The organism is Actinoplanes derwentensis, assembly GCF_900104725.1.
Taxonomy (GTDB): Bacteria; Actinomycetota; Actinomycetes; order Mycobacteriales; family Micromonosporaceae; genus Actinoplanes; species Actinoplanes derwentensis.
Genome location: NZ_LT629758.1, coordinates 7,102,897 through 7,129,521, shown reverse-complemented (window position 1 = coordinate 7,129,521; position 26,625 = coordinate 7,102,897). Strand labels below are relative to the sequence as shown.

26 protein-coding genes are annotated in these 26,625 nt (G+C 68.9%); 15 read left to right on the top strand and 11 right to left on the bottom strand.

Annotated features, from left to right (window positions below; genetic code table 11):
* Nucleotides 1-69 precede the first annotated feature (69 nt).
* Both BLU81_RS31355 and BLU81_RS31350 read right to left on the bottom strand, forming a co-directional pair.
* On the bottom strand, nt 70-702 hold the full coding sequence (locus BLU81_RS31355; RefSeq protein ID WP_092549368.1) for a futalosine hydrolase: 633 nt from the start codon (nt 700-702) through the stop codon (nt 70-72).
* On the bottom strand, nt 699-2,603 hold the full coding sequence (locus BLU81_RS31350) for an MFS transporter (protein WP_092557888.1): 1,905 nt from the start codon (nt 2,601-2,603) through the stop codon (nt 699-701). Before BLU81_RS31350 ends, BLU81_RS31355 begins: the two co-directional genes overlap by 4 nt.
* A 129-nt stretch (nt 2,604-2,732) precedes the next feature.
* Between BLU81_RS31350 and BLU81_RS31345 the strand changes: the two genes are divergently transcribed.
* Complete coding sequence (locus tag BLU81_RS31345) at nt 2,733-3,554, top strand: DUF3027 domain-containing protein (RefSeq protein ID WP_172890655.1); 822 nt, start codon at nt 2,733-2,735, stop codon at nt 3,552-3,554.
* Here BLU81_RS31345 and BLU81_RS31340 read toward each other — a convergent pair.
* A complete protein-coding gene (locus BLU81_RS31340) occupies nt 3,551-3,859 on the bottom strand; it encodes a DUF2530 domain-containing protein (protein ID WP_373873286.1) in 309 nt (102 codons plus the stop codon). The two genes, BLU81_RS31345 and BLU81_RS31340, sit on opposite strands and share 4 nt — an antisense overlap.
* Nucleotides 3,860-3,992: 133 nt before the next feature.
* Here BLU81_RS31340 and BLU81_RS31335 point away from each other — a divergent pair, with 133 nt between their 5' ends.
* The 4 genes from BLU81_RS31335 (at nt 3,993) to BLU81_RS31320 (ending at nt 8,138) form a co-directional block, all read left to right on the top strand.
* Nucleotides 3,993-5,423 carry an NCS2 family permease gene (locus BLU81_RS31335; protein ID WP_092549362.1) on the top strand — a complete coding sequence of 477 codons (1,431 nt, stop codon included), beginning with the start codon at nt 3,993-3,995 and terminating at the stop codon, nt 5,421-5,423.
* Between the two features lie 116 nt (nt 5,424-5,539).
* Nucleotides 5,540-5,974 (top strand): MarR family winged helix-turn-helix transcriptional regulator, encoded by a 435-nt coding sequence (locus tag BLU81_RS31330; RefSeq protein WP_092557884.1) that lies wholly within the window; start codon nt 5,540-5,542, stop codon nt 5,972-5,974.
* Between the two features lie 65 nt (nt 5,975-6,039).
* Nucleotides 6,040-7,446: an MFS transporter gene (locus BLU81_RS31325; protein WP_092549359.1), complete on the top strand. Its 1,407-nt coding sequence runs from the start codon at nt 6,040-6,042 to the stop codon at nt 7,444-7,446.
* Between the two features lie 149 nt (nt 7,447-7,595).
* Nucleotides 7,596-8,138 (top strand): hypothetical protein, encoded by a 543-nt coding sequence (locus tag BLU81_RS31320; RefSeq protein ID WP_092549356.1) that lies wholly within the window; start codon nt 7,596-7,598, stop codon nt 8,136-8,138.
* An 84-nt stretch (nt 8,139-8,222) separates the two neighbouring features.
* Here the strand turns inward: BLU81_RS31320 and BLU81_RS31315 are convergent, their stop codons facing one another.
* Nucleotides 8,223-8,510, bottom strand: coding sequence for a hypothetical protein (locus BLU81_RS31315; protein WP_157751849.1), 288 nt, complete (start codon nt 8,508-8,510; stop codon nt 8,223-8,225).
* A 163-nt stretch (nt 8,511-8,673) separates the two neighbouring features.
* A complete protein-coding gene (locus BLU81_RS31310; protein ID WP_092549349.1) occupies nt 8,674-9,093 on the bottom strand; it encodes a hypothetical protein in 420 nt (139 codons plus the stop codon).
* Nucleotides 9,094-9,100: 7 nt separating this feature from the next.
* On the opposite strand from BLU81_RS31310, the gene BLU81_RS52155 reads away from it, so the two are divergent.
* The 3 genes from BLU81_RS52155 (at nt 9,101) to BLU81_RS31295 (ending at nt 13,258) form a co-directional block, all read left to right on the top strand.
* Nucleotides 9,101-9,325, top strand: coding sequence for a DUF6928 family protein (locus BLU81_RS52155; RefSeq protein WP_092549346.1), 225 nt, complete (start codon nt 9,101-9,103; stop codon nt 9,323-9,325).
* 314 nt (nt 9,326-9,639) lie between these two features.
* A complete protein-coding gene (locus BLU81_RS31300; protein WP_092549342.1) occupies nt 9,640-11,775 on the top strand; it encodes a WD40 repeat domain-containing serine/threonine protein kinase in 2,136 nt (711 codons plus the stop codon).
* Nucleotides 11,776-11,911: 136 nt separating this feature from the next.
* Nucleotides 11,912-13,258, top strand: coding sequence for a DUF6745 domain-containing protein (locus BLU81_RS31295; RefSeq protein WP_157751848.1), 1,347 nt, complete (start codon nt 11,912-11,914; stop codon nt 13,256-13,258).
* Between the two features lie 571 nt (nt 13,259-13,829).
* Here BLU81_RS31295 and BLU81_RS31290 read toward each other — a convergent pair.
* The 5 genes from BLU81_RS31290 to BLU81_RS31270 form a co-directional block, all read right to left on the bottom strand.
* On the bottom strand, nt 13,830-14,777 hold the full coding sequence (locus BLU81_RS31290; RefSeq protein ID WP_172890654.1) for a calcium-binding protein: 948 nt from the start codon (nt 14,775-14,777) through the stop codon (nt 13,830-13,832).
* 29 nt (nt 14,778-14,806) lie between these two features.
* Nucleotides 14,807-15,280 (bottom strand): RNA 2',3'-cyclic phosphodiesterase, encoded by a 474-nt coding sequence (gene thpR / locus BLU81_RS31285; protein ID WP_269461114.1) that lies wholly within the window; start codon nt 15,278-15,280, stop codon nt 14,807-14,809.
* Nucleotides 15,277-16,332 (bottom strand): septation protein SepH, encoded by a 1,056-nt coding sequence (sepH, locus tag BLU81_RS31280; protein ID WP_092549329.1) that lies wholly within the window; start codon nt 16,330-16,332, stop codon nt 15,277-15,279. The genes thpR and sepH overlap by 4 nt, the downstream gene beginning before the upstream one ends.
* Before the next feature lie 220 nt (nt 16,333-16,552).
* Nucleotides 16,553-17,680 carry a phosphoserine transaminase gene (serC, locus tag BLU81_RS31275; protein ID WP_092549326.1) on the bottom strand — a complete coding sequence of 376 codons (1,128 nt, stop codon included), beginning with the start codon at nt 17,678-17,680 and terminating at the stop codon, nt 16,553-16,555.
* Nucleotides 17,677-18,783, bottom strand: a complete 1,107-nt coding sequence (locus tag BLU81_RS31270; protein WP_092549323.1) for a citrate synthase 2 — start codon at nt 18,781-18,783, stop codon at nt 17,677-17,679. The genes serC and BLU81_RS31270 overlap by 4 nt, the downstream gene beginning before the upstream one ends.
* Nucleotides 18,784-18,999: 216 nt before the next feature.
* On the opposite strand from BLU81_RS31270, the gene pdxH reads away from it, so the two are divergent.
* The 7 genes from pdxH to BLU81_RS31235 all read left to right on the top strand — a co-directional run bounded on the left by pdxH (nt 19,000) and on the right by BLU81_RS31235 (nt 25,038).
* On the top strand, nt 19,000-19,635 hold the full coding sequence (gene pdxH, locus BLU81_RS31265; RefSeq protein ID WP_092549321.1) for a pyridoxamine 5'-phosphate oxidase: 636 nt from the start codon (nt 19,000-19,002) through the stop codon (nt 19,633-19,635).
* Between the two features lie 29 nt (nt 19,636-19,664).
* The gene (locus tag BLU81_RS31260) at nt 19,665-20,930 is read left to right on the top strand and encodes an MFS transporter (protein WP_092549318.1); all 1,266 of its coding nucleotides are present in this window, start codon (nt 19,665-19,667) and stop codon (nt 20,928-20,930) included.
* Nucleotides 20,931-20,940: 10 nt separating this feature from the next.
* Complete coding sequence (locus BLU81_RS31255; protein ID WP_092549315.1) at nt 20,941-21,855, top strand: aldose 1-epimerase family protein; 915 nt, start codon at nt 20,941-20,943, stop codon at nt 21,853-21,855.
* Nucleotides 21,856-21,868: 13 nt separating this feature from the next.
* Nucleotides 21,869-22,492, top strand: coding sequence for a nitroreductase family protein (locus BLU81_RS31250; RefSeq protein WP_092549312.1), 624 nt, complete (start codon nt 21,869-21,871; stop codon nt 22,490-22,492).
* Nucleotides 22,493-22,544: 52 nt separating this feature from the next.
* Entirely contained in the window at nt 22,545-22,841 is a 297-nt protein-coding gene (locus BLU81_RS31245) for a type II toxin-antitoxin system VapB family antitoxin (protein WP_092549309.1), read from the top strand.
* Between the two features lie 24 nt (nt 22,842-22,865).
* The gene (locus BLU81_RS31240; protein ID WP_092549306.1) at nt 22,866-24,041 is read left to right on the top strand and encodes an acyl-CoA dehydrogenase family protein; all 1,176 of its coding nucleotides are present in this window, start codon (nt 22,866-22,868) and stop codon (nt 24,039-24,041) included.
* 127 nt (nt 24,042-24,168) lie between these two features.
* The gene (locus BLU81_RS31235; protein WP_373873289.1) at nt 24,169-25,038 is read left to right on the top strand and encodes a DUF4230 domain-containing protein; all 870 of its coding nucleotides are present in this window, start codon (nt 24,169-24,171) and stop codon (nt 25,036-25,038) included.
* Between the two features lie 282 nt (nt 25,039-25,320).
* Here BLU81_RS31235 and BLU81_RS31230 read toward each other — a convergent pair whose 3' ends face one another.
* Nucleotides 25,321-26,517, bottom strand: a complete 1,197-nt coding sequence (locus tag BLU81_RS31230; RefSeq protein WP_092541649.1) for an ISAs1 family transposase — start codon at nt 26,515-26,517, stop codon at nt 25,321-25,323.
* Nucleotides 26,518-26,625 lie beyond the last annotated feature (108 nt).

The following is a 26,625-nucleotide window of genomic DNA, read 5'->3' as shown; positions in this document are numbered from 1 at the left end:
GACGGCATAGATCGTCAACAGCAACAACTTCCGTGTAAACGCTTCCCGCGTCAAATCCGGGACGAGAAGTCAGGGGAGGGTGTTCAGGGCCGGGGCCGCGGTTCGGAGAGCGGCGAAGGCGTCGGCCATGCGCCAGGCGGCTCGGTTGCGGGGGCCCACCGGGTTGGAGATCGCGCGTAGTTCGGCGAACGGAACTCCGGCGCCCTCGGCTGCCACCGCCACGCCGTAACCCTCCATGGCTTCGGCGACCGCGTGCGGGAAGCGGGCCGCCAGACGGTCGGTGGTCCCGGCTGTGCCGGTGACGGTGGCCAGGGTGAGGATGTCGCCGGGGGCCGCCTCGGGGAGAGCCGCACACAGGGCCTTGACCAGGGACGGATCGGCTTCCAGAACGCTGCTGCCGAAGCCGAGTTCCTCGATCGGCAGGAAACCGTCCGGGGATTCCGCGCCCAGATCGGCGGCGATACTGCGGACGCCGATCACCAGGCTGCCGACGTCGGCGCGGCCCGGGAAACCGCCGGCGATCCCGGCGCTCAGCACCGCACGGTACGGGCGGGAGGCGAGCAGGCGCGCGGTTCCCGCGGCGGCCGCGGCCGGGCCGACGCCGGCGGCCTCGACCACGATCTTCTCCGGGTCGAGGAGGGCCCGGAAGGCTTCGGCCTCGGCGTTCACCGCGGTCACTACCAGGATCGGGTACGGGCTCACAGGTCCTCGCCCTTCGCGGAGTCTTCGGAGCCGACGGAGGAGGGCCGGTAGACGTGGTACCCGGGAGGCGCCGCCGGCCCGCCGGGTCCGCCTGGTCCGCCGGGCTCGGGCCGGCTGGTCGCTGTGTCGGGCTCCGCACCGCGGCCACCGGCACGTCTGCCGGATTCGGGGCTGGAGGTCGGCTCGTCGGCTGCGCGTTCTGCTGAACGTCGTTCGCGGACGATCCCCGGTCGCGAGGTGGCAGTGCTCTTGCGCTTGCTTCGCCACCAGCGCTTTTCGGTGGGCTCCGGCTCGGTGTCCAGCCGCTGCGTGCGTTCGGCGTCGGTGCGGGCCCGCTGCGCGGGTGGCGGGTCGGCGGCTCGGGGCGGGGTCGCGAAGCCCGGATCGTCGGGGGCGTCCCAGGGGTCGGTGGCCCAGGGGTCGACGGCGGGGGAAGCGGGGCCGGAGTGCTGGTCGCGGGGCTGGGCCTGGGGTGTGGACGGGTGGGCTTCCGTCGTACCGGCAGAAGTGTCCTCGGAGAGGAGGTCGTCGGTGGGGGCGGCTCCGGGGCGGCCAGCCAGGCGCTCGTTGTGCAGGCGGGTGGCGGACCAGACGGCCCGGGCTGCCGCGAGGACGGCCAGCAGGGCCGCAAAGCCGATGCCGAGCCGCCCGGCGACAGGGATGAGGCCGAGCCCGCCGCCGGCCACCCACGCCAGCATCAGGGCGGTTTCCGAGTGGGCGAACGCGGTGGCCCGCTGCCGTTCGCTGACGCGTTCCTGGATGCTGGCGTCGACGGCCAGTTTGGCGATGCCGCTGAAGATCGCGGTGACCAGCGCGAGCACTGTCACCATCGCCAGGTTGAAGAAGATCGTGGTGAGGACGGCCACGGCGGCGGTGACGACGATGCCGCCGGACTGGAGGGCCAGCGGGCGGCGGATGCGCAGGCTGGTGCCGGCCGCGGTGGACAGGAACGTGCCGAGGACGAGGGCGCCGCCGACCAGGCCGACCGCGGTGCCCCGGCCCGGTTCCCAGCCCGCGAGGGAGGTGTCCAGCTGGCCACCCATGATCGCGAAGGTGAGAAAGAGCAGCAGGAAGCCGTAGAGGAGCCGGAGGCTGGTGCTGCCGATCAGGGTGGCGACGACCAGCTTGCCGGAGAGGGGGCGGTCGGTGCCGCGGCCGATGCCCAGCAGGGTGCGCCAGGCGAGGGGCAGGGCTTCCGGCGGATCCGAGTCGGCGCGAGGTGGCAGGCGCAGCGCCACGATCATGCCGGCCAGGAAGATGAGGGCGGCGACACGCAGCGGCCACTGTGGCCCGAACTTGAAGGCGAGCAGGCCGATCGGGGCGACCAGGATGCCGGCGAAGGTGCCGTAGACACTGGCGCGGGCGCCGACCTGGGACAGTCCGACCCCCTCGGGCAGCAGGCGGGGGACGGCGGCGGAGCGGGCCACCCCGTAGGCCCGGGACAGGGCCAGCACGCCGAAGGCCGCCGGATAGAGCCCCCAGCCGAGCAGGTTGTCGGCCATCACGTAGGCGAGGAAGGCCCGCCCGAGGAACGTGGCGGCGAGCGCGTACCGCCGGCCGTGCCGGAAGTGGTCGAGCAGCGGACCGACCACCGGCGCGAGCAGGGCGAACGGCACCATCGTGATCAGCAGATAGAGCGCGACCTGGCTGCGGGCCTCACCGAGCGGGACGCTGAAGATCGTCCCGGCGAGGCCGATCGCGATGAGCGCGTCACCGGCGCAGGAGACCGCGTGCAGGTCGAAGAGGCGGATCATGCCGACCTCGTTGGCGGCTCCGCGGGCCCGGGCGGAGCCGACCCGGCGGGTGGCCCAGGCGCCACCGCGCACCGAGCCGCGCACCAGCAGCCGGGCGGCTTTGACGCCGGTGCCGACGGTGCGTCCGAGCGTGGGAAGCAGCGGCATGGAACCATCCTGACTGATGTGGGCGACCCGCGTCCCGTTCCGGGGCCCGGCGATCCGCAAGGCCCTGGCTGTCCGGGTTATCTGGGGAGTCGTTGCGGGCTCCGGGGTTCGGTAGGCAACAATGGGTGGGTGACTCTGAGGACCGCCGCCCGCGCCGCCCGACTCGACCAGGTCTGTGCCGATGCTGTCGGGGTGGCCCGTGGAGCCATCACCGAAGTGGACCCCACCGACATCGGTGACCATCTGGAAGTCGTTGCCGAGGGTGACCGTGTGGTCACTCACTTCTTTGAAAGTCACCTCGACGGATACAAGGGCTGGCGGTGGGCGGTCACGGTGACCCGTGTCCCGCGCAGCCGGCACGTCACGGTCTGCGAGACGGTGCTGCTGCCCGGCTCCGACGCGCTGCTCGCGCCCGGCTGGGTGCCGTGGAACGAGCGGGTCCAGCCCGGTGACCTCGGTGTCGGCGATCTCATGCCGACCGCGGCCGACGACGACCGGCTGGCCCCGGGTTACGTGCTCAGCGACGACGCCGCGGTCGAGGAGGTCTCCTGGGAGCTGGGCCTGGGCCGGTCCCGGGTGATGTCGCAGGACGGCCGGATGGAGACCGCCCAGCGGTGGTATGACGGCGACGCCGGCCCCGAGGCCCCGATCTCGACGGCGGCCCCGCGGAACGCGCGCTGCGGCGCCTGCGGCTTCTATCTTCCGCTGGCCGGTTCGATGCGGCTGATGTTCGGTGTCTGCGGCAACCTCTACGCGCCCGACGACGGTCGTGCGGTCGCCGCCGACCACGGTTGCGGCGCCCACTCGGAGGCGCTGCTCAGCGCGGCCGAGCAGCCGGTCGACGAGCTGCCCACGGTCTATGACGACAGCGAGGTCGAGGCGGTCGCGGTCAGTCGCGGGCACGGCTCAGTGGAGTCGGGCGAGCCGGCCGAGGATTACGGCCACAGCTAGTCGGTGGTGTGGAACTCCGGGTGGGTCAGAGCCCGGCGGCGTTTCCGGTTCCGATCGTGCACGACCATCGTCAGCGTGCCCGGAATGCCCCAGAGCAGGCCGGCCAGGCAGATCTGAACGATGGAGTCCGGCGCCCCGCCCAGCCAGGTGGACAGCAGGGCCACGGCGAAGGCGGCGGCCCCGGTCAGTGCGAACGGGACCATCGGCGGGTCGAGTGGTGCGGGGCGCGGTTTCGTCCCGGTCACCACGGCGAGAGCCGCCGGCAGCGTATGCCCGGTTTGCGTGGCGGGAGACAGGTCAGTCACTCCGTCAGGGTACGGCCACTACGCATCGCATCCGAGCAGCACGTGAGAGTTGTAACATCGTCCCGTTTTTGCCGAGGTCAGCCGGGTCTGACAACATGCGCGCGTTCCCTCGCGCATAACCCGGAAGGGTCTCATGTCCACTAACGCCTCCACCGACGCCTCTTCAGCGAAGAACGCCTTCGACAGGTACTTCGAGATATCCCAGCGCGGCTCGACCCTGAGCCGCGAGGTCCGTGGCGGTGTCGTCACGTTCTTCACGATGGCCTACATCGTGGTCCTGAACCCGCTGATCCTGGCCGGTGGTGCCGACAAGACCGGGGCGCAGCTGCCGATCACGGCCCTGGCCGCGGGAACCGCGCTGGTGGCCGGCCTGATGACGATCCTGATGGGCGTGGTGGGCCGGTTCCCGCTGGCGCTGGCCGCGGGTCTCGGCGTGAACGCGCTGGTCGCCTACGAGATCGCTCCCGAGATGACCTGGGCCGACGCGATGGGCCTGGTCGTCATCGAGGGTGTGCTGATCGGGATCCTGGTGCTGACCGGTCTGCGGACGGCTGTCTTCAAAGCGGTACCGACCCAGTTGAAGACCGCGATCGGGGTGGGCATCGGCCTCTTCCTGATGATCATCGGTCTGGTCGACGCGGGTTTCGTGCACCGGGTGCCGGACGCCGCCAACACCACCGTCCCGGTCGAGCTGGGCTCCGGCGGCAAGCTGATGACCTGGCCGATCGTGGTCTTCGTGATCGGTCTGCTGATCACGCTGGTGCTGTTCGTCCGCAAGGTCAAGGGCGCGATCCTGATCGGCATCCTCGGCACCACGGTGATTGCGATGATCGTCGAGGCGGTCGCGAAGCCGGGCGGCTGGTCGCTGAACACACCGGCGCTGCCCGACCGGATCATCGACACCCCGGACCTGTCGCTGCTGGGTGAGTTCAACGTGCTCGACTCGTGGTCGACGGCCGGTCCGCTGGTCGTGCTGATGTTCATCTTCACGCTGCTGGTGACGGACTTCTTCGACACGATGGGCACGATGGTCGCGGTCGGGCAGGAGGGTGAGCTGCTGGACGCCGAGGGCATGCCCCCGCGTACCCGGGAGATCCTGCTCGTCGACTCGGTCGCCGCGGCTGCCGGTGGCGTGGCGAGCGTGTCGAGCAACACGTCGTACGTGGAGAGTGCCTCCGGTGTCGGCGAGGGCGCCCGGACCGGTGTCGCCAGCCTGGTGACCGGTGTGTTGTTCCTGGTGGCGATGTTCTTCGCGCCGCTGGTGAAGGTGGTTCCGTTCGAGGCGGCGTCGACCGCGCTGGTGGTGGTCGGCTTCCTGATGATCACCACGGTCCGGCAGATCGACTGGACGGACTACATGATCGCGGTGCCGGCGTTCCTGACGGTCACGCTGATGCCGTTCACATATTCGATCTCGAACGGCATCGGGGCCGGGATCATCACGTACGTCATCCTGAAACTGGCGACCGGCCGGATCAAGGAGATCCACCCCCTGATGTACGGCATCGCCGCCCTGTTCGTCCTGTACTTCGCCCGGGGCCCCCTGGAATCCTGGATCCTCTGAGTTTTGATCTATCAGCCGTCACCGGGTGCTCAAGCCCGGTGACGGCTGTCATACGAGTAAACAGATGTCGTTAGCCATGCTCATTAGCTAGGCTAAGGACCGTGATGGAGCGGGTGATGACGACGGAGCGCACCACGGCCGACACGCTGGCCAAAACGCTGCGGGATGCGATCATCCGGTTCAGCCGGCGAGTCCGGCAGGCCCGCCCCGTCGGCGATCTGACGTTCAGTCAGCTCTCCGCGCTGACCAGCCTCCAACTGGCCGGTGCGCTGACTCCTCGTGAGCTCGCCGACATGGAGCGGGTCCAGCCCCCGACGATGACCAAGATCGTCGGCAAGCTGGAGGAGCGCGGTCTCGTCGCGCGGACCCCCCACCCCACCGATGGTCGCCAGGTCATCCTGGCCCCCACCGACGAGGGCCGGGCCGTCTACGCGTTCCACGAGCGAGCCCGCAACGAGTGGCTGGCCGTCGAGCTGGCCCGGCTCACCCCTGAGGAACGGGAGACACTGGCACACGCTGCGGAAATCCTGCAGCGGGTCGCCCGCGGCTGACACCGAGCCCCCCGCCGTTCCGCTTCGTCACACGACGATGACGCGTACGACGAAGAGGGGCGATCTTGGGTACCACCTTCCGATCCTTAGGGGTTCCGAACTACCGGCTCTTCACGATCGGGCAGCTGGTCAAGCTGGTCGGCGTGTGGATGATGTTCACCGCACAGGACTGGCTGGTCCTCGAACTCTCCGGCGACTCCCCGGCCGCGCTGGGCATGGTGACCGCGCTCCAGTTCGTACCGGTCATGGTCCTGACGCTCTGGTCCGGTCGCCTCGCTGACCGGTACGACAAGCGCAAGCTACTGATCGGGGCGAACGCGGCGTTCGCACTGTTCGCCATCATCTTCGCGATCATCGTCGCCGCCGGGGTGGTCGAACTCTGGCACGTGTTCGTCTCCGCGCTGTTCCTCGGCATCGCGAACGCCGTCGAGACCCCGGTCCGGCAGTCGTTCGTCTCCGAACTGGTCGAACTGCACCTGCTCCCCAACGCGTTGGCCCTCTCCGCGGCCACCTTCAACGTGGCCCGGATCAGCGGCCCCGCCCTGGCCGGGGTGTTGCTTGCGCTGCTCAACACGCCAGCGGTGTTCCTGATCTCGACCGTGCTGGCGATCGCCCCGGTCTTCACCTACGTGCGGATGCGGCCCGCCGACCTCTACCGGACCGAGCGCAAGAACCGCGGCAACGCGAAGGTGATCGACGGCCTGCGCTACGTCGGTAAACGCCGCGACCTGCTGCTGCCGATCTGCATGATGGCCGTCATCGGCATGATCGGCTTCAACTTCCCGGTCACCCTGGCCGCCCTCGCGAAGATCGACTTCAACGCCGGCCCGTCCACGTTCGGCCTGCTCACCACGGCTCTGGCCATCGGCTCCCTCGGCGGCGCGCTGGCCGGCACCCGGCGCAGCTCCCGCCCCGGCCCCTATCTGATCATCGGGGCCGCGCTGCTCTTCGGCCTCTTCGAGATCGCCGTCGGGTTCGCGCCGAACTTCGTGGTCGCCGCACTGCTGCTGGTGCCGACCGGCTTCTTCTCGATCTACCTGGCCCAGGGCTGCAACCACCGCGTCCAGATGGGCGTCGCCCCTGAGTTCCGGGGCCGGGTGATGGCCCTCTACGTGCTGGTCTTCCTCGGCACCACCCCGATCGGAGCGTCCCTGTCCGGCTGGTGGGGCGAACACTTCGGGGTGTCGTCGAGCATCTGGGCGGCGGGCCTGGTGAGTTTCCTGGCCGCGATCGGCGCCCTGATCTGGGAGCTGAAAGCGAGCGGGGACCGGATTCGGGTGCGGCTACGCCCTCGCCCCCGGGTCAGCCTGATCAGCCCGGCCTCGGCGGGCCCCGTTCCGGCCGCCCCGGTTCTGGCGGACCCGGATCTGTCCGCCGCTGTTCTGACGGACCCCGTTCTGGCCGATGTTCCGCTTTCCGCCGCCGGTATTCCCCGAATGCGTGTCACGGACCGGACCGGCGTCAAAGTCTGAACATTCCGGGAAAAGACGGGAAGTGCCTCCCATTGCTCAAGATCACTGCGGTGGGAGGTGTATCCCGAGGTCAGCGCAGGTGATGTTGGCACATTCGGCTCCACCGAACGGGTATTCCGACCCGGCCGATCAGGGCCTAGCGTCTAACCGTGGCGATCGCGCACATAGCCGTGCTCTCCGCAGCGCTCTCCGTGCTGCTGATCTTTCCATGTGCCGCAACGATCCTTCTCAGCGGCAATCCGTCCGACCTCCGCCGCGTCCTCACCCGAGACGGCCGCGAAGAACTCCGGTCCCGCGCACCCCGAAACCGGTCCGGCACTCACGTCCGGTCCCACCGTAACCAACGTCACATCGACCAGGTTCCCCGCGGCAAGTGGCGGCGCCTCGACCGCGGCATGCGCTCCTGGGACCAGGTCCGCCTGGCCGGCCTGAAGCCCCCCGCGATCGAAGAGATCGCCTTCGAACTGCGCCGCCTCGACCGCCAGCGCCGCAACCCGGCGTTCCACTCCGAGGTGCTACTGGCCGCGACGATGCGCAGCTACGACGACCGGCTCAGCCTGGCCTGCCGCTGTCTGGGCATCCAGGACTTCCTGGAGCCCTTGACCGGCCTCGACCGCGAGGCGGAACGCTTCCGCGTCGAATGCGAACTCACCGCCGCCGGCCTGCTCTTCCGCCACGACCCTGCCCCCTGACCAACCTCAATGCCGCGACCTCCCGATAGGCGTGGAGGGCGGCCTGCCACTGCCCGTGACGTCTCCCGGCACGGGCCAGGCTTGTCAGATCTGAGCGAGCCGGCGGGTCTGGACGGTTGTGGAGATGATCAGGGCCGCCACGATGGCCACATACACTGTGATCTGCGGTAGCGCCTCCGAGGAAGGCCAAGTGCCGCTGATTACGTTGTACACATAGGCACTGCAGAGTCCCTTCAGGGCCTTCACTCCGAACAAGCCGGCGGCGGCCATCAACAGTCGCGGATCGGCGCCGCCGAACCAGAACAGGGCGAGCAGGCCGACCGCCGCGCCGCCGAGAACGACGGCCGTGGGCAGCTCCAGCCCGAACGGCATGACCAATCCGGTTGGGGTGGCCAGGACGATGCCACTGATCGCCGTAGTGGTCAGGCCTCTGGCCGTCCAGCTCAGGGACGGCACAGCCGCTGGGCGCCGGAGCCCTGCTGCGATCAGTGCCACCGCCAGTACCGCAGACCACCACACAGCCGAGCCGGTCCGATCAATTGACGGCCCCCGGCGTCGCTGCCAGCGGCACGATCACGGCCAGAGACCCGGCCACGAGCGCGCTATGGGCAAACCCGAGCGTGAGCAGCAGCAGTGTGGCAACCATGAGACCCGCCGTGGCGGTGTCGGCAAGACGCCACGGCACCTGTTCGTCCGCAGCCCACAGGGGCCAGACCTCCGAGATCGCGTGGGCCGTGCCGTAGGCCGTCACCGCTACGGCGGTCAGCTGCAGACCCTGCCAGCGGACCACCGCGACGGGATTCCCACCGGCCCCACCGGCCCGAACCCTCATAGCCCCGCGCAGTAGCCCGGCGACCTGCCGTGCGGAGGGCCATCGGCGGCCGGCGTCACTGGTCAGCAGCGTATCGAGCAGTTCCTCACCGCGCTCCTGGCGATAGCGCGCTTCGCCGGACACCGGAATCGTGGAGGATATCGGCGAGCCTTTCCCGTTCGAGCGACCGTACTTGGCCGGCGAGCATCCGGTCACCTCGATGTTTCCTGTTCAGGGACCGTATCCGTTGCCGTTTCATCCTTCCCCAGACCGCTGTCTGGTTTCAAGGTGCCCGGCTCGAAGGTGGAACTTCAGTTGTTACATAGTGGACAGGCCTGCCTGTGGCGTGGCGAGGGCAGGACCTACTGGCCGATGACCTTGGCGGATCTGGCGTGCTGGCTCTTCGGTGAGGGCGACGTGAAACGGCTGCCCTGGGCGCAGATCCCGGTCGGGACCGGAACCGTGACCGCGGTCACGACCGCTGTGAGACCCGCACCGTCAAAGCCTTCACCCTCCACATGCCGGATCGCGGTGGACCAATGATCAAGTCGCCCCAGGACGACCTGGCCGGCTCGATGCTCGGCACGGCGGTTACCACGTGCATCAGTAGGGCCGCCGCCTGCGGCGGGACCTGCTGCTCGGGTTTCTACGACACTGAGGTCGGGTAGGCCGTTCGGCGGTTGGGGCCGGATGTTGGTGGTGGTCGATAGATTCCTGGGGGTGACCGAGGACGCGGGGCGAGTGCTGGTTGGGCGGTACCGGCTGCTGCGGGTGTTGGGCCGGGGCGGGATGGGTGCGGTGTGGCTGGCGCGCGACACGCTGCTGGACCGAGATGTCGCGATCAAGGAGGTGTGGTTTCCCGCTGCGGGTGACGGGCCCGTCGATCCGGCTGATCCAGGCGTACGGCGGGTGGTCCGGGAGGCTCAGGCGGCGGCCGCGTTGCGGCACTCCGGCATCGTGACCGTTCACGATGTGGTTACCGACAACGGGCGGCCGTGGATCGTGATGGAGCTCGTCGGCGGGTGTTCGCTGGCCGAGGCCATCCGCGAGCGGGGTCTGCTCACCGAGCAACGGGCCGCGGAGGTCGGGTTGCAGGTGCTCGACGCGCTCCGGGCCGCGCACCGTGCGGGCGTCGTGCACCGGGACGTCAAGCCGGCCAACATCCTGCTCGACAACGACGACAGAGTCGTGCTGACCGACTTCGGTATCGCCGCCATCAGCGATGCCACCGCGCTCACCGCCCCCGGGCAGATGATCGGCTCACCGGCCTACCTCTCTCCGGAACGGATCGACGGCCGGCCCGCGACTGCGGCGGCCGACCTCTGGGCGCTCGGCGTCACTCTTTACGCCGCGGTGACCGGCCGGTCGCCGTTTCACCGCGAGGACACCCTGGCCACTCTCGCCGCGGTCCTCACCAGTGAGCCGGCCCCGCCGGCGCACGCCGGTCGGCTCTGGCCGGTCATCAATGGACTCCTGCGCAAGGACCCTGATCGGCGTTTGACCGCGGAGCAGGCCCGCGACCTGCTGGTCAGGGTGACCGACCGGCAGGAACCGGGCACGCCAGCCCGCCGGCCGCGCCGCCGACCGACGAGATCCGACGCGGATCACGTGCCGGCGACCGTTGCGGCGCCTTCACCGACAGTCGCCGCGACTACATCCCCTCAGCCGTACGCGCAGGCCGCCGCCGTCCCGGCGCCCGCCGCATCGACCCGCGCAGCGCCGGCGCGACTGCGCGAGCGCCGACGATGGGTGTGGCCGGGCCTGGCAGCCGGAGTCGTCGCCTTGGCCCTGCTGATCGCGTTCGGCGTGGCGGCAATCCAGGACCGGGACAAGAACGCGGTGTCATCGCCGAGTCCCTCCGTGACACATCGGCTCACCTACGCCCACGTCCGCACGCTTCTCCCCGGTGAGGAGGTCTGCTCGGCAGCCTGGAATCCTGCCGGTACGAGGTACGCCGTGATCCGAGCCCGGACCGGACTGGACATCTTCGACAAATCCGGCGCCACGGTCCGCGAGTTCCGGTTCGAAGTCTCCTTCTTCTCCGAACACTGCGGACACAACCGGCCCGGCATCCTCTGGGATCCGGCCGGCAGCACCGTGGCCGTCTTCGGCATCGCCAACGACCTTCGGTTCTTCAACGCAGACACCGGCACGAGCGCCGTCGCCCCCGTGACCATCGGCCTTCCGTACACTGCTCCCAGCTGGGATTCGACCGGATCGGCGGTAGCTTTGCGCTCCGCGCGCGCCGGTCTGGTGATCGTCGCGAAGGACGGCACCGTCGGCCGGTCGTTGTTCACGGCGTCAGCCGTCTCACCCGCTGGGCGTGACCTCAGATCCGTCGCGATCTCACCCCGGGGGGACACCTTCGTCGTCGATTGGACCGACACCGGCCGCGAGGACGGCCCATTGTTCGAAGTCCGCCGATTCGCCGACAGCTCCATCGTCCGCACCGTCGGCCGAAAATACGGCGGCGGCACGGCCGGTGATCTCACCTACAACCCGGCCGGCACGCTCGTAGCGGTGGAGGTCGCCGGTTCCGGCGTGGAGGTATGGAATCCGGACACCGGGCAGCAGGTGGCTACCCTCCGCGGCCCGACAAGAGTCTTCGACCTGCGCTGGTCAGCGAACGGCCACTACCTGCTGGCCGTCGACTGGCAGAGAATTCACGTCTTCCACGCCGACGATTGGACGTTGGCCGGTGAGCTCACCCCACGCGAACCGGCAAGCCGAGAAGACCCGGTTGCTGCCGGCGCGGTCGATAACGACGGCAGCGTCTTCCTGGCACCCATCGGCTACAGCGGCGTCGAACTCTACCGACCGAGCTGACCGACATCCCGACAGGCCCGCAACAGCGGACGAATGCCGTGATCATCTGGTCGACGGAGTATTTCGCGCTATGGCCGTCGTTAGTGTATGAGGGTGGCGGCCCGGGTCAATGCCCTGGTTGAACCAAGCTGCCACGATGGACTTTGTGAAGCCGTCCGAGGGACCGGCTGCCGAGGCGGATCGATTCGCCCGGGACTGGGCCGACCGCCTGTTGAGCACCTCTCCGCTTACTGATGGCGAGCGGGGCGAGTTGGTGGGTGCCGTTCGGCGCTGTTACATGCACGCGGGCCTGCCCTGGCCTGATCGGGTGGTCTGGGTGCCGTCGCCCATAGCCGGGCGACTACTCGCGGTTGATCTTCAGGCGTCTCTCCGAAGTACCTTGAAACCGCCGCAGACCAGCTCGGTCAAGCTCGCGATGGCCGGGCCGCTGCTCTGCGCCGGTCTGGCCCTGGTGCAGCTACTCATCCTGCCGGGTAACCCTGTGGGGTCCAGGTTCCTCCGCGAGGCATCTCCTGGACCGGAGTACTGGCGCAGCGCGTGGATCGGCGGGGTGGTCGGCGGCCTCCTGCTGATCACGATCCTCTGGTCGATGACCATGTCCGTGTGGGAAGACACTGAGCTACGTAATACCTACATCGTGGGGATCGTGGGTGCAGGCCCGTTTGCGGTATTGCTTCCCTGCGAACTTCTCGCCGACGTCATCGTGGGCCGGGCCGCAGGTCCGCCGTCGTCGGTATGGATCGTGACACTGCTGGCCGCCACGCTGACGCCGGCCGCCACGCTCACTGCGGTGGCCGGCGTCGTGATCGGGTGGCGCAGACGTCGGTCCGTGCTGGGCCACACTGATCCGGCATTCGACCTTATCCGCCAGAACCTCGCCACGGCGCTGATCACAGTCGATGCCTGTGCCCGCCGGTCAATGCGAAAACCAGCGCATACGAGCGTTGGGAGATCTGTCAGCGAGTTGACCTTCGCCGTAAGCCAGTCCATCGAACACGCCGTTCACCGGGACAGCGAACTCGTCATCAGCAGTTTTGTCCTTACTGGCCGCGCCGACGTCGAGCGAGGCCACGAGCCGGCCGGAAGTCGGGCCGGGGAGCTGGCTGCCAAACTGTCCGGCATGCCGGACGCCGTCGAGCTGTCCGGAAGATCCGGCCGGCGCACGCTCCACTGGCGATACCCGGTCGGTCACTTCGGCGGCGACTTCGGCGGCATCCACGATCTCAACCGGCTGGTCGGGGCGTCCTGGCTGGTGGCGACCGGCGCACCGATACCAGCCGATGCGGGCGCGCTCGTGGGCGATTTCGTCGTCGCGTCGCAGCTGGGCTGGTGGTGGCCACACACCCGATTCGTCGTGATCAGCGAACGGCCGTCGGTGTTGCGCATCGACTCGCGAAATCGGCTGGACAGCACCGATGGGCCCGCCGCCGAATGGCCCGACGGATACCGGATCGGCACTCACGTCGACTTCCCGTTCCGCTGATCCCGCTCTTCGCCTCGGTCATCAGCCGTTCTTCGATTTCTTGAACGCGACGGTGATGGTGCCGGATTCGCCTTCGCAGCCGAGGTCGCCGAGCGTACGCAAGGCAACGGCCTTCGCTGATGAGTTGATGAACAGGACGATACAGTTCCGTCCGCTGAGAGGTATTTGCTTCTTTAAGGCTGGGACAGGCTCCCTGCTGTGGCTACGGGACGGTATCGTCCCGACGTGATGGGGAGGAGACGCATGTCTCGTAAGGTTTGGCTGCCCAAGGCGGCCGTGGTGGTCACTGCCCCCATCGGCTTATGGTGGCTGCCGAAGATGAGCGAGTTGTCGGTATGCCACCAGTAGCCATACCGGGCGCCCCCTGCTTTCCGGCGCACGGTGGAGGCCAGGGCGTGGATCGGGCCGTAAATCACCACGCCGTGTTGGGTGGGGCGCGGTAGGTCGGGGTGTAACCGGGTCAGAGGATGCTCGCGTGAGAGGGATCCGGTGCGCGAGGTAGGCCGGATCGTGGAACGTCGGCGTTGGCCGACTGGTTTTTCGGGGAGAGCCGGTCGGGGGAGTAGGGCTGTCAGGGCACGGGGGTGATGGTCTCGCAGTCGACCGTGGTGTCGCCGGGCCGGGTTTCGGCGGTGTCGCCGAGGCGGTGAGGGCCGCCGTCGAGCGTGTCCGGCACGGTGTCGTAGGACGTGCCGCCGGCCCGGTCGACTGAACCGTTCAGCAGGTCGTCGCCGTCGTCGCCGTAGAGGCGGTCGGCGCCGGGGCCGCCGTGGATCCGGTCGTCGCCCTCGGCGCCGTAGATCAGGTCCGCTCCGGGGCCGCCGGAGATCCGGTCGTTGCCGAGACCCGCGTCGACGATGTCGTTCCCCGCGGCGTCCAGGACGGTGTCGTCGCCGTCTCCGGCGTAGGTGTAGTCCTTGCCGGTGCCGGGGAAGACCAGGTCGTCGCCGTCCCCGGCGTTCAGGTAGTCGTTTCCGGGGCTGCCCAGGAGAGTGTCGTCACCGACACCGCCCTGTAGGACGTCGTCGCCGCCGACACCGCCCAGGAGGAAGTCGTCGCCGACGCCGCCGTAGATCCGGTCGGCGCCCCGGTCGCCGTTCAGCAGGTCCGGACCCGAGCCGCCGTAAAGGCGATCCTTGCCGGTGCCGCCGCGGACTTCGGCGTACATCGCGGTCTTGTTGGCGAAGACGTCGTTCTTGTCGCCGAGCCGGACGTCGACGGTCACCGCGTTGCCGGACCGCACCGGGCAGCGCACTTTCGTCGAGTCGCCCTTGACCGCCTTGCAGCCCTTGCCGGCCCTGATTCGGTGCCGGTCGTCGAAGGTGACCGTGTTGCCGGCGCGGAAGACCTCGACCTGGTTGGCCTTGCCTGTCCCGGCGGTGAACTCGACGAACTGCGTCGCGCCGGAGGTGTAGACACGGGCCAGACCCGTGGACGCGGCCTGAGCGGGGGAGGCGGTCATCGTCATCCCGCTGGCCAGCACCGCCCCGATGAGGGACAACCGGGTCATGTGTGACATCGGACCTCCCACGGGTTGCGGCCCGGCTTTCATCCGGTCCACAACCGATGGTATTCCCCGTCAACGCTGCTGACCAGGGAGAACTCTTCGATCGTCCAGGGCGGGCCGGTGTATCCGGTCAGAGCGGCGGCCAACCGGCGGTCGAAGCGGTAGGAGACCGTCAAATGGGGTCGGAAGGGCCGGGGATCGGACGGGAAGCCGACAGTGGCCAGCGACGACCGTACCGCCGCTTGGCAGGTGTGCAACGCCGGGACGTCACCCTCCAGGCCGGCCCAGACAACCGGCCCGAAGCGACCGCCGCCGGACAGCCGAAGGCTGAAAGGGGCGGGTGGAGGCGTCTCGCTGAGCGCGCGCACCACCGCCGCGTCGTCGGGCACGTCGCCGAGAAAGACCAGCGTCACGTGCCATTTCTCGGACCGCCGGGCGGGAACGGGCCGCAGCCGATGGCGCAGGTGCTCGCGGGCTTCCTCGGACGGGAAGACCGCGACGAAAAGGCGGGTCAGGAGGACTCGCGGGCTGCCGGGCCGCCGCCGAAGAGCACGTCGTCCCAGCTCGGCAGGCGCTTGCGAGGCTTGTTGCCATCCTCGGACTCGTTGCCGGTCGAGGGGGTCTGACCGACCGTGCGACGCGGGCGCAGCACCGCCAGCGACGGGACGGCCGGGACCTCCTTGGGCAGGTCACTGTCGTCGTCGAAGGCCGAGCCGGAACCACCGCCGAGCAGCGCCGCGGCACCGCCGGAAGCCGCCCGGCGAGCCGCCGGACTCTCCAGACTGCGGCCGGACGAGCCCTCGAGCGGACGGTCCAGCGAAGCGAGCAGAGCGTCGCGGCTGGCCCGGATCGAGTCGCGGGTGGCGCCCCGGACCGCGGGATCGGCGCTGGGCAGGCCGTGACCACCACGGGTCGGCTCCGCGCTGCGGACCGGACCGGGCAGGCCGTGACCACCACGCTCGGGGGCCGGCTCCTGGCCGAGGATCTGAGTGGGCCGCTCGGCGCACAGGTATTGCGCCATGTCGTCGTGCGGCGCGACCACCTGGCGGCCCTTGTCGAGGTCCCAGATGGCCTGCGCGGTGGCCTTGCCGGACGGCCAGGTGGCGACGATGCGCCAGGTGCCGTCGTCGCGGCGGAACGCGTCCCAGGAGATCTTCTCGGTGTCGATGCCGTGCTGCGCGAGCCGGCTGTCGACGACCTCGGCGAGCGGCTGACCGGAGTCGGACGTCTTCAGCCGGGTGCGACGGGCGTGCTGCGCCAGCATGGCGCGCTCCTGCAGCACCGGGCCGGCGTAACGGAGGACCCGGTCGACGGGGACACCGGCGATCCGGGCGACCTCCTCGGCGGAGTCGCCGGAGCGGATCCGCGCCTGGATGTCACGCGGGGACAGCGAGGGGGTCGCGTTCTCCGAGAGCACCGCGACCGCCGTGCCGGGAGCCGGCGGGCCCTCGGTCAGGACCCCGGAGACCCGGTCGTCGATGGGGAGTGAGAGCAAGCGCCCGACCTCGTCGGCGAGCACGAGAGCCTGTCCGTCCTCGGAGAGGGCGACGAAGCGAACCGGCCGCATGCGTTGCCTCCGTCTCGTCGCGTTGGCCTGTGACCCCGAGAGTCATTCACGGGGGCGCGTTTCGGAACACGGTACGCGCCCAGGTCACCCAATGGGGGTAAGCCACGCCGTCAAAGTGCTGACCAGCGGAGATGATCTTCGCTGTCGTACGCCGCGTTCCTGCAAACCTTTTAGGGGTACGAGTACCCCTGAGTCAACTGCGATGAACCACTTTCGTGGACTACAACCGCTCGACGACGTAATCCACACAGGCGGTGAGAGCGGCTACGTCGGACGGGTCGACCGTCGGGTAGAGAGCGACCCGGAGCTGGTTCCGGCCGAGCTTGCGGTACGGCTCGGTGTCGACCACGTCGTTGGCCCGCAGCACCCTGGCGATCGCCGCCGCGTCCACCTCCTCGGCGAAGTCGATCGTGGCGACCGCGGCGGACCGGAGTGCGGGATCGGACACGAACGGGGTCGCGAACGACGACCGGTCGGCCCAGCCGTAGATCGCCGCCGCGCTCTCGGCACTGCGCTTGACCGCCCAGGAGAGGCCGCCCTGCGCGTTCATCCAGTCCACCTGCTCGGCGGCGAGGAAGACGGTGGCCAGAGCGGGGGTGTTGTAGGTCTGCTCCAGGCGGGACTGTTCGATCGCGGTGACCAGGTCGAGGAACTGCGGGATGTAGCGCTTCGAGGCCTTGATCTCGAAGGCCCGCTCGATCGCGGCCGGGGACATCAGGGCCAGCCAGATGCCGCCGTCGGAACCGAGCGCCTTCTGCGGAGCCAGGTAGTAGACATCGGTCTGGCGCAGGTCGACGTCGAGGCTGCCGCCGCCCGAGGTGGCGTCGGTGAGCACGAGCGCGCCCGGGTCGGCGCCCGCGACCCGGCGGACCGGCACGGCCACCCCGGTGGACGTCTCGTTCTGCACGGTGGCGTAGACGTCGACACCGGCCTCGCCGGTCAGATAGGCCGCCTGACCGGCGGGCGCGCGATGCACCGTCGGGTCGGCCAGGAACGGGGCGTCCGTGACCGCCTGCACGAACTTGGCGCCGAATTCACCGAACTCGGCGAACTGCGCTTTCTCCCGCACCAGGCCGAACGTCGCGATCTCCCAGAACGCGCTGGTGCCGCCGTTGGCCAGGACCACCTCGTAGCCGTCCGGCGCGGCGAAGAACTCGGCCAGGCCCCGGCGCAGACGGGCCACCTGGTCCTTGACCACCTTCTGCCGGTGGGACGTGCCCATGAACGTGCGGGACACCGCGGAGAGCGCCTCGACACCTTCGGGGCGGACCTTGCTCGGCCCAGAGCCGAACCGTCCGTCGACGGGCTTGATCGCGTCAGGAATCCGGATGTCAGCAGTCACGGTCACACATTATGCGGCAGCTGATCCCAGCCCTCGACCTCCTGCGGCTTCCGGGGCTCGGGTCCCACATAGTGGAGGCCGGGGCGCAGAATCCGGTCCAGGCGCTTCTGCTCCAGGATGTGCGCGCTCCACCCGGCGACCCGGGCGCAGGTGAACATCGAGGTGAACATGTGCGACGGGACCTCGGCGAAGTCGAGCACCACGGCGGACCAGAACTCCACGTTCGTCCACAGCTCGTGACCGGGCTTGCGCTCGCGCAACTCGGCCAGGGCGGCCACCTCCAGCGCGGCGGCCACCTCGAACCGGGGCGCGTTCAGCTCCTTCGCGATCCGGCGCAGCACCCGGGCCCGCGGGTCCTCGGCCCGGTACACCCGGTGGCCGAAACCCATCAGGCGGTCGCCGCGGTCGAGCACGTCCTTCACATAGGCCTCGGCGTCGCCGCTGCGCTCGACCGCCTCGATCATGCTCAGCACCCGGGTCGGGGCGCCACCGTGCAGCGGGCCGGAGAGCGCGCCGATGCCGGAGGAGATGCAGGCGGCCGCGTCGGCGCCGGTGGACGCGACGATGCGGGTGGTGAAGGTGGACGCGTTGAGACCGTGCTCGCAGGCCGAGATGAAGTAGGCGTCGACGGCCTTGACGTGCCGCGGGTCGGGCTCGCCACGCCACCGGCGCATGAACCGCTCCACGATGGTCTCGGCCTTGTCGATGTCCTTCTGCGGGACGGCCGGCAGGCCCAGCCCGCGGGCCGCCTGCGCGACGAACGAGAGCGCGGTCACCGACACCCGGGCCAGGTCCTTGCGGGCCTGCTTGTCGTCGATGTCGAACATCTGCGACAGGCCCCAGTACGGCGCCAGCATGGCCACGGCGGACTGCACGTCGACGCGGATGTCTCCGGAGTGCACCGGCACCGGGAACGGCTCGGCCGGTGGCAGCCCGGGCCCGAACTTGCCGTCGACCAGCAGGCCCCAGACGTTGCCGAAGGAGACCTGTCCGATCAGATCCTCGATGTCGACGCCGCGGTATCGCAGCGCGCCACCGTCGCGGTCGGGTTCGGCTATCTGAGTCTCGAACGCGATGACGCCCTCGAGCCCTGGCTTGAAGTCGGTCACGGCACTCCCTGTGGAACCGAACTGCGGTGGGTGATTCATCTTGCCCGCCGGGTAACCGCCCGGTCGACCCGCCGCGATTGTGCTCTCGATGACACCCATCCTGGTTCACCTGACGTTTCCGGGCGCGGGACTTACCGTCGTTTCCGCCCCCACGGGCAGAGCCGACACCTGAGCGAAGGAGCTGGTGTGGTCACCGAACCGCCGTCACCTGCCGGAATGCGCCGCGATTACACCGAGTGGCCGCCACTGACCGAGGACAGCCTGGCCGCCGACTGGACCGGGCAGTTCGCGAGCTGGTTCGCCGATGCGACGGCCTTCGGTCTGCCGGAGCCCAACGCGATGATCGTGGCCACCGCGGATCGGCAGGCCCGGCCGTCGGCGCGGACGGTGCTGCTCAAGGCGTACGACAGCAAGGGTTTTGTCTTCTTCACGAATTATGAGTCGCGCAAGGGTGCGGAGGCGACGCTCAACCCGTACGCAAGCCTGGTCTTTCCCTGGTTTCCGATGCAACGCCAGGTGATCGTGTCCGGGGCGGTGGAACGGGTGAGCCGGGCCGAGACCGAGGAGTATTTCCGGTCCCGCCCCCGCGGCTCCCAGTTGGGGGCGTGGGCCAGCCCGCAGTCGACCGTGCTGCCCGGCCCGGAAGCACTGGACCAGGGGCTGGCCGCGGCCGCTGAGAGGTTCGCTGACGGACCGGTCGCGGCTCCGCCGCATTGGGGCGGATTTCTGGTACGCCCGGACACGGTGGAGTTCTGGCAGGGCCGTAGCAGCCGTCTGCACGACCGGCTGCGGTTCCGCAACACTTTCGGCAGCACCGAGGGCGACTGGGTCGTCGAAAGGCTGGCACCTTGAGCCAGGGCACCAGACAACCCCGGTCCTGGATGATCGACACCCGTCCGCTGAGCGTCCCGACGTTCCGGCGGACCTGGATCGGGAACAGCACGTCCTACTTCGGATTCCAGTTCACCGCGGTGGCCGTGCCGGTGCAGATGTTCGCCATCACCGGGTCGGCCACCTGGGTCGGGCTGCTGGGCGTGGCCGGGCTCGTACCGCTGCTGATCTTCGGTCTCTGGGGTGGCGCCGCCGCCGACGTGGTCGACCGCCGCAAGCTGCTGCTGGTCAGCTCGGTGGTGACCTGGGTGACCACGGTGGTGCTGCTGGTGCAGGCGGTGCTCGGAGTACGCAGCGGGCACCTGTTGCTGCTGCTCACCGCGATCCAGGCGGCCGGGTTCGCGGTGAGTTCACCGGCCCGGCAGGCGATCGTCCCGCGGATCGTGCCGGAGCCGATGGTGCCGTCCGCGAACACGCTGAACTACACCGCCAGCACGGCCGGTGGAGTGCTCGGGCCGCTCGCCGCTGGAGTGATCATGGGCGTCTGGTCGACCGGTAGCGGAGTGATCGTCGCCTATGCGTTCGACGCGCTGTTGTTCACCGTGACGTTCTGGGCCACCTGGCGTCTTCCGGCCATCCCGCCCGCCGCATCCAGCGCCTCCTCGTTCGGCGCCTCGAAGGAGAAGCCGAGCGTCGGGCTGCGCGGCATCGCGATCGGGCTGAAGTTCCTGGTCACCCAGCCGGTGTTGCTGCTCTCCTTCGGGATCGACCTGGTCGCCATGGTGTTCGCGATGCCCCGGGCGCTGTTCCCAGTGGTCGCCGAGGAACAGTTCGGCGGCGGCTCGGCGGTCGGCTGGCTGTACAGCGCGATCGCCATCGGCGCGATGATCGGCGGCCTCACCTCGGGCTGGATCGGCCGGGTGAAACGGCAGGGGCTCGCATTGATCGTCGCGGTGGTCGGCTGGGGCCTGGCGATCGGCCTGGCCGGACTGGCGCACAGCCTGTGGCTGATGGTGCTGCTGCTCGCTCTGGCCGGAATGGCCGACCTGGTCAGCGCGGTCTACCGGCAGACGATCATGCAGACCTTCGCGCCCGACCACCTGCGCGGGCGGCTCCAGGGGGTGTTCACCGTCGTGGTGGCCGGCGGGCCACGTCTCGGCGACCTGCGGGCCGGTGCCACCGCCGACCTGACCAGCGTCGGAACATCCTGGGTGGGTGGCGGACTGGTGGCCGCCGGACTGGCAGTGGTGCTCGGTCTCGCCTCGCCGGCACTGATCCGCTACCGGCCCGAGCGGGACGAGACGGACGACCGATAGTGTCGCGGGTATGAGCGCAGAGTCAACCGCCAAGTCCGGCGTCCAGTGGTCGATCGAGGCGGACGGTCACCGGGCCGTCCTGGTGGAGGTCGGCGGGACGCTCCGGTCGTACTCCGTCGACGGTGTCGAGATCGTCGACGGGTTCGGCACGGACGAGATCTCCCCCGGTTCGGCCGGGCAGATCCTGGCGCCCTGGCCCAACCGGATCCGGGACGGCAAGTACGAGTTCGAGGGCAGTGCCTACCAGCTCGCGCTCACCGAGGCGCCGCGGAGCAACGCCATCCACGGCCTGGTCAACTGGTCCCGCTGGCACCTCGTGTCGCAGTCGGCGGACGCGGTGACGCTGGAGTTCGACCTGCCGGCGCAGCCCGGCTACCCGTGGGCGCTGACCCTGCGCAGCCACTGGTCGGTCTCGGCGGACGGGCTGAAGTGCGTGCAGGAGGTCGTCAACACGGCCGAGACGAACGCGCCGTGGGGCTACTCGGTGCACCCGTACCTGAAGGTGCCCGGCGTGACCGTGGACGAGACCGTGCTGCAGGTGCCGGCCAAGTCCCGGGTGATGGCCGACAGCCGGCTGCTGCCGATCGGTGCCACCAAGATCGCCGGGACCGAGTTCGACTTCGCCGAGCCGCGCCGCATCGGTGACCTGGTGCTCGACACCACCTTCGGTGACATCGACTTCGACGCCGACGGGATCACCACGCTCACCCTCTCCGGCGGGGACCGGGACATCGTGGTCTGGGCCGACGACAAGTTCCGCTACTGGCAGGTCTTCACCGCGGACACCCTGCACGGCGAGCGGCACCGGCGGTCGATCGCGGTCGAGCCGATGACCTGCCCGCCGGACGCCTTCCGGACCGGTCGTGACCTGATCGTCCTTACTCCGGGACAGACCTGGTCGACGTCCTGGGGCATCCGGTTCTGACGGTCTTTACTTCATGGAATTCGACGAGGTGATCCGCCGGCGGCGGATGGTTCGCGGGTACGACCCGGACCGCCCGATCCCGCCCGAGCTGGTCGACAAGATCGTTCGGCACGGGCTGCGCGCGCCGTCGGCCGGTTTCTCCCAGGGCTGGAGTTTTCTGGTCCTGACCGAACCGGCCGACCGGGCCCGCTACTGGGAGAGCACCGCGCTCTCCTCGTCCTCGTCCTCCTCCGACGGGTGGCTCACCCGGATGCGGACCGCGCCATTGATCATCGTGGCGCTCTCCAACAAATCCGCCTATCTTGATCGATACGCGGATTCCGACAAGGGCTGGACGGATCGGGACGAGTCACGGTGGTCTGCCCCGTTCTGGGACATCGACACCGGTTTCGCCGCTCTGCTCATGCACCTGACCGCGGTCAACGAGGATCTCGGCTCCTGTTTCATCGGTCTGCCCGCCGCAGGGGTGGAATCGTTCAAGGAGGCGTTCGGGGTTCCGGCCGAGTTCAGCCCGGTCGGAACACTCACGATCGGCTATCGGGGTGCCGACAAGAGGTCACCGTCACTCCGGCGCGGTCACCGGCCGGTGGACGATGTGGTGCATCATGGCCGATGGGCTTCGCAGGACGAGGCCTGATCAGCCCGTAGGTAGGCTGACACCACGGTTCTCACGGAAAGGGGCAACCGCCGTGATCTTCAAAGCGGTCCGGGACGGAGCCCCGTACCCCGATCACCAGACCACGCTGAAAGCATGGGCGGAGATTCCACCGCGCCCGATTCGGCTCGCTGAGCTCATCACCACCAAGCGTGAGCTGGCATTGGACAAGCTGCTCGCCGAGGACTCCACGTTCTACGGCGATCTCTTCCCCCATGTCGTGGAATATCAGGGCCATCTCTATCTGGAGGACGGGTTGCACCGGGCCCTCCGCGCGGCCCTGCAGCAACGCAACCAGATCCACGCACGTGTATTGGTTGTGGAGGACTGAGGCCACACCCGTTAGCTTGAATCCATGGGTGTTAGGCCTCTTGACCTGCTGGATCTTGACGACCTATTGAGTGAACAGGAGCGGGACACTCGCGCTCTGGCTCGCCGGGTGGCTGACGATCACGTTCGGCCGGACGTGGCCCGGTGGTTCGAGGCCGGCGGTGCTCCCGTCCGTGAGCTGGCCATCGAGTTCGGTAAGGCCGGACTCTTCGGGATGCAACTGAGCGGTTACGGGCTCGGCGGTTCGACGGCCGTCTCGCTCGGGCTGGCCTGCATGGAGTTGGAGGCCGCCGACTCCGGAGTCCGCTCGCTCGTCTCGGTGCAGGGCTCCCTGGTGATGTACGCGATCTGGCGGTACGGCTCCGAAGAGCAGAAACTCGCATGGCTGCCCGAGTTGGCAGCCGGCCGCTCGATCGGCTGTTTCGGCCTCGCCGAACCGGACCACGGCTCCGACCCGACCGGCATGTCCACCCGGGCCGGCCGGGACGGCGACGACTGGATCCTCGACGGCGTCAAGACCTGGATCTTCAACGCGCCCATCGCGGACGTGGCGATCATCTGGGCGAAAGCCGAGAAAGGTGTGGTCGGGTTTGTCGTCCCGACCGATGTAGCCGGCTTCACCACCCGGGACATCAGCGACAAGATGTCGCTGCGGGCGTCCAGCACGGGCGAGATCCTTCTTGATGGCGTACGACTTCCGGACAGTGCCCGTCTGCCCGGCGCCCGCAGTCTGATGGCGCCGCTCTCCTGCCTGACCGAGGCACGGCTCAGCATCATCTGGGGAGTGCTCGGAGCGGCCCGGGACTGTCTCGACACGGCCCTCGACTACGCCGCCACCCGGGAACAGTTCGGCCGACCGATCGCCGGGTTCCAGCTCACCCAGGCCAAGCTCGCCGACATGACTCTGGAGCTGCAGAAAGGGTTCCTGCTCGCACTGCATCTGGGGCGGCGGCGGGACTCGATGAGTGGGCCACTGCGACCCGAACAGATCAGTGTCGGGAAGCTGAACAACGTCCGAGAGGCACTCAAGATCGCGCGGCAGTGCCGGACGATCATGGGTGGGAACGGGATCCTGGCCTCGTATCCGGTGATGAGACATGCCAGCAATCTGGAGAGTGTGCTGACATATGAGGGCACATCGGAGATTCATCAGCTGTCGATCGGGCAGAAATTGACCGGTCTGAACGCTTTTGCGCGCTGAGGGTCGGCGGCAGGGGTCTTCTGAGGCTCTCAGCGCTTCTTCCGGTGTGCTCTCGGGGTTTTTCTTGGTGTGCTCTCGGTGTGCTCTCGGCGTGCGGAATGTCGCACCCCCTCCGTACCTTTAGGGCATGGCCGAATCGCCTTCCCCCGCTGACCCCTCAGGGTCCGTTCCCCACGAGCCCACCAGCGAATTTCCGGCCGTGCGTGACCTGGAGCCGGTCCCGCCCGGCGCCGCGCTGGTCCCGTCAGGTGCCGGGCCGGTTCCACCCGGTGGTGAGCCGGGTGGTGAGCCGGGTGCGCCCTTCGCCGGGCCGGCCGTCGCGCCGTTCGCTGAGCCGGCCGTGGTGCACAAGCCGAGCACCTTCGCCCGGCTGCTGATCTTCGTCTTCTTCATCTTCGCGCTGATGGTGCTCAGCTGCTTCGGGCTGCGCGCGATCAACGTGCTGCCCACCTTCGACAACCCGTTCGCTGCCCAGACCACCGACCGCAGCCAGCCGGTGCTTCTGGAGTCCATGCGCGACCTGAACCGTTACGTCGCGGCCGACGGCACCTTCCAGGTCATCGTCGACCTGCAGGAGAACAAGGACAACATCCCCGACTTCCTGATCAACCGGCGCACGCTGTTCGTCGGGTCCGGCACCGTCGAGACCTACGTCGACTTCAGCACCCTCGCCGGTGATGCCCTGAAGATCGACGAGGAGAAGAAGACGATCGAGCTGACCCTGCCGGCACCGCAACAGTCCACGGCCGCGCTCGACATGCAGCGCAGCTATGTGGTCGCCGAGGAGCGTGGCCTGTTCAACCGGATCGGCGACGCCTTCAGCAAGGACCCCGGCAAACAGCAGCAGGTCTACAAGCTCGCCCAGGACCGGATCACCGAGGCGGCCCGGGCCAGCGGCCTCGACGAGCGGGCCCGTGACAACACCGAGCGCATGCTGGAGAGCCTGTTCGCCCGTCTCGGCTACACAACGGTCACGGTGACGTTCGCGGCCCCGTGACCCACGTAAGGACAGCGTGGGACCCCCGAACCGGCGGTCCCACGCTGTCCTGTGCTGGTGTGGTGACGTCGGGCGCGATCCGCACCCGACGTCGAGAAGCCTTGCGTGGTGACCTGAGGTGCGAATCGCGCCGTAAGTCACCACGCGGCGTTTCGCGGCGCCTTGCGTGGTGACTTCGGGTGCGATTCGCGCCGTAGGTCACCACGCTTGGTTGGTGAGGGCTTTGAGTGGTGACCTGGGGCTGGGGGCCGCCTGAGGTCACCACGCACGGTCGTTTCAACATCATCTGGTGAGACCGAGGATGGTGAATGGCCTGGTCATGTCGCGGTTGGCCCAGCGGGTGGCTTCGGTGATGTCGGTGCGGCCTGCCAGGCGTAGGGCGTTGATGGCGAGGTTGCGTAGCGATGCGAGGACGCGGGGTCCGGAGCGGGTGCGGACGTGGGAGTGGTCCTCGCGGTAGCAGGTGTCCCTGATGAAGTGCAGGGTTTCGATGGCCCAGTGGCCGCGGTTGAACGCGGCCAGTTCGGCGGGTCCGGCTTGGTCGGCGGGGTGGCTGGTGACGCCGAGTTGTGCGGCTGCGGACTGTTTGCCGTTGCTGTGGGTGACGTAGCGTTCGATCAGCCAGACCTGTTTGACGTGCGGGAACGGCAGGCCGGGTGGAGTGGGTAGGACCCGGATGGTGCGGCGGGTGGTGCGGCCGTGCCCGGTGTCAGTGCTCTCGTGGCCGATCGGAGTGTCGGTCCAGGGCAGGGCGTCGAGGGCGTCGAACAGGGCGTGCCGGTTCTCTTTGACCGGTAGGACGAAGTGGCCACCCTGCTGGTGGATGAGTTCGGCGGTGGCTTTGACGGTGTGCAGGGCGTCGGCGGTGACCGTGACGTCGCGTAGGTCGAGAGACTCGAGCAGGGCACGGGCGGTGGCCGGTTCGCGGGTCTTGGCGCCGTCGGTCGGCGCTTGGGCGATGACGACGGCCGCTGATCCCTGGTGCGGTGGGCCGGCCAGAGCGGACAGCAGGTGCAGTTGTTCACCGTCGATGTCGACGGCGCCGCGGACGGTCTTGCCGTCCAGGCGCACCTGGATCGGGGTGTCGGTGCTGGTGGCGGTCTGCTGGGTGGTGGTCCACTCGGCGATCACCGCGTCCAGGACATCGGTGTCGGTGTCGGTGCAGACCCGCCAGAGTGTCGAGCGTGATGGCCGCCCTGCCGGGCGGGCTTCGGCCCGCGTGTACAGGCCGTCGAGGATGTGGCAGGGCACGTCGGCGACCCAGCCGCTCATCGCGCTGTAGCCCTTCAAACCGGCTACCGTGGCCGCCGCGACCAGCGCGAGCACGACCGCGACCGGATGATCACGGCCCTGGTCCGAACGGCCGTCAGAAACGGCGAGGAACAACTCCAGCAGACCGTGACACGAAGGCGTGAACGAGGCCTCGCCGACGGTCGCCGACGATGCTGGATCGGTGGTGGGGATGACAGACTGCGGCACGACGAAGCTCCGTTTGAACCAGTTCCGTGGAAAGACCTGGTCTCAACGGAGCTTCGTCCATATCCGACACGCTGAAGCCGCCACCATCACTCACCGCAACTATCGATC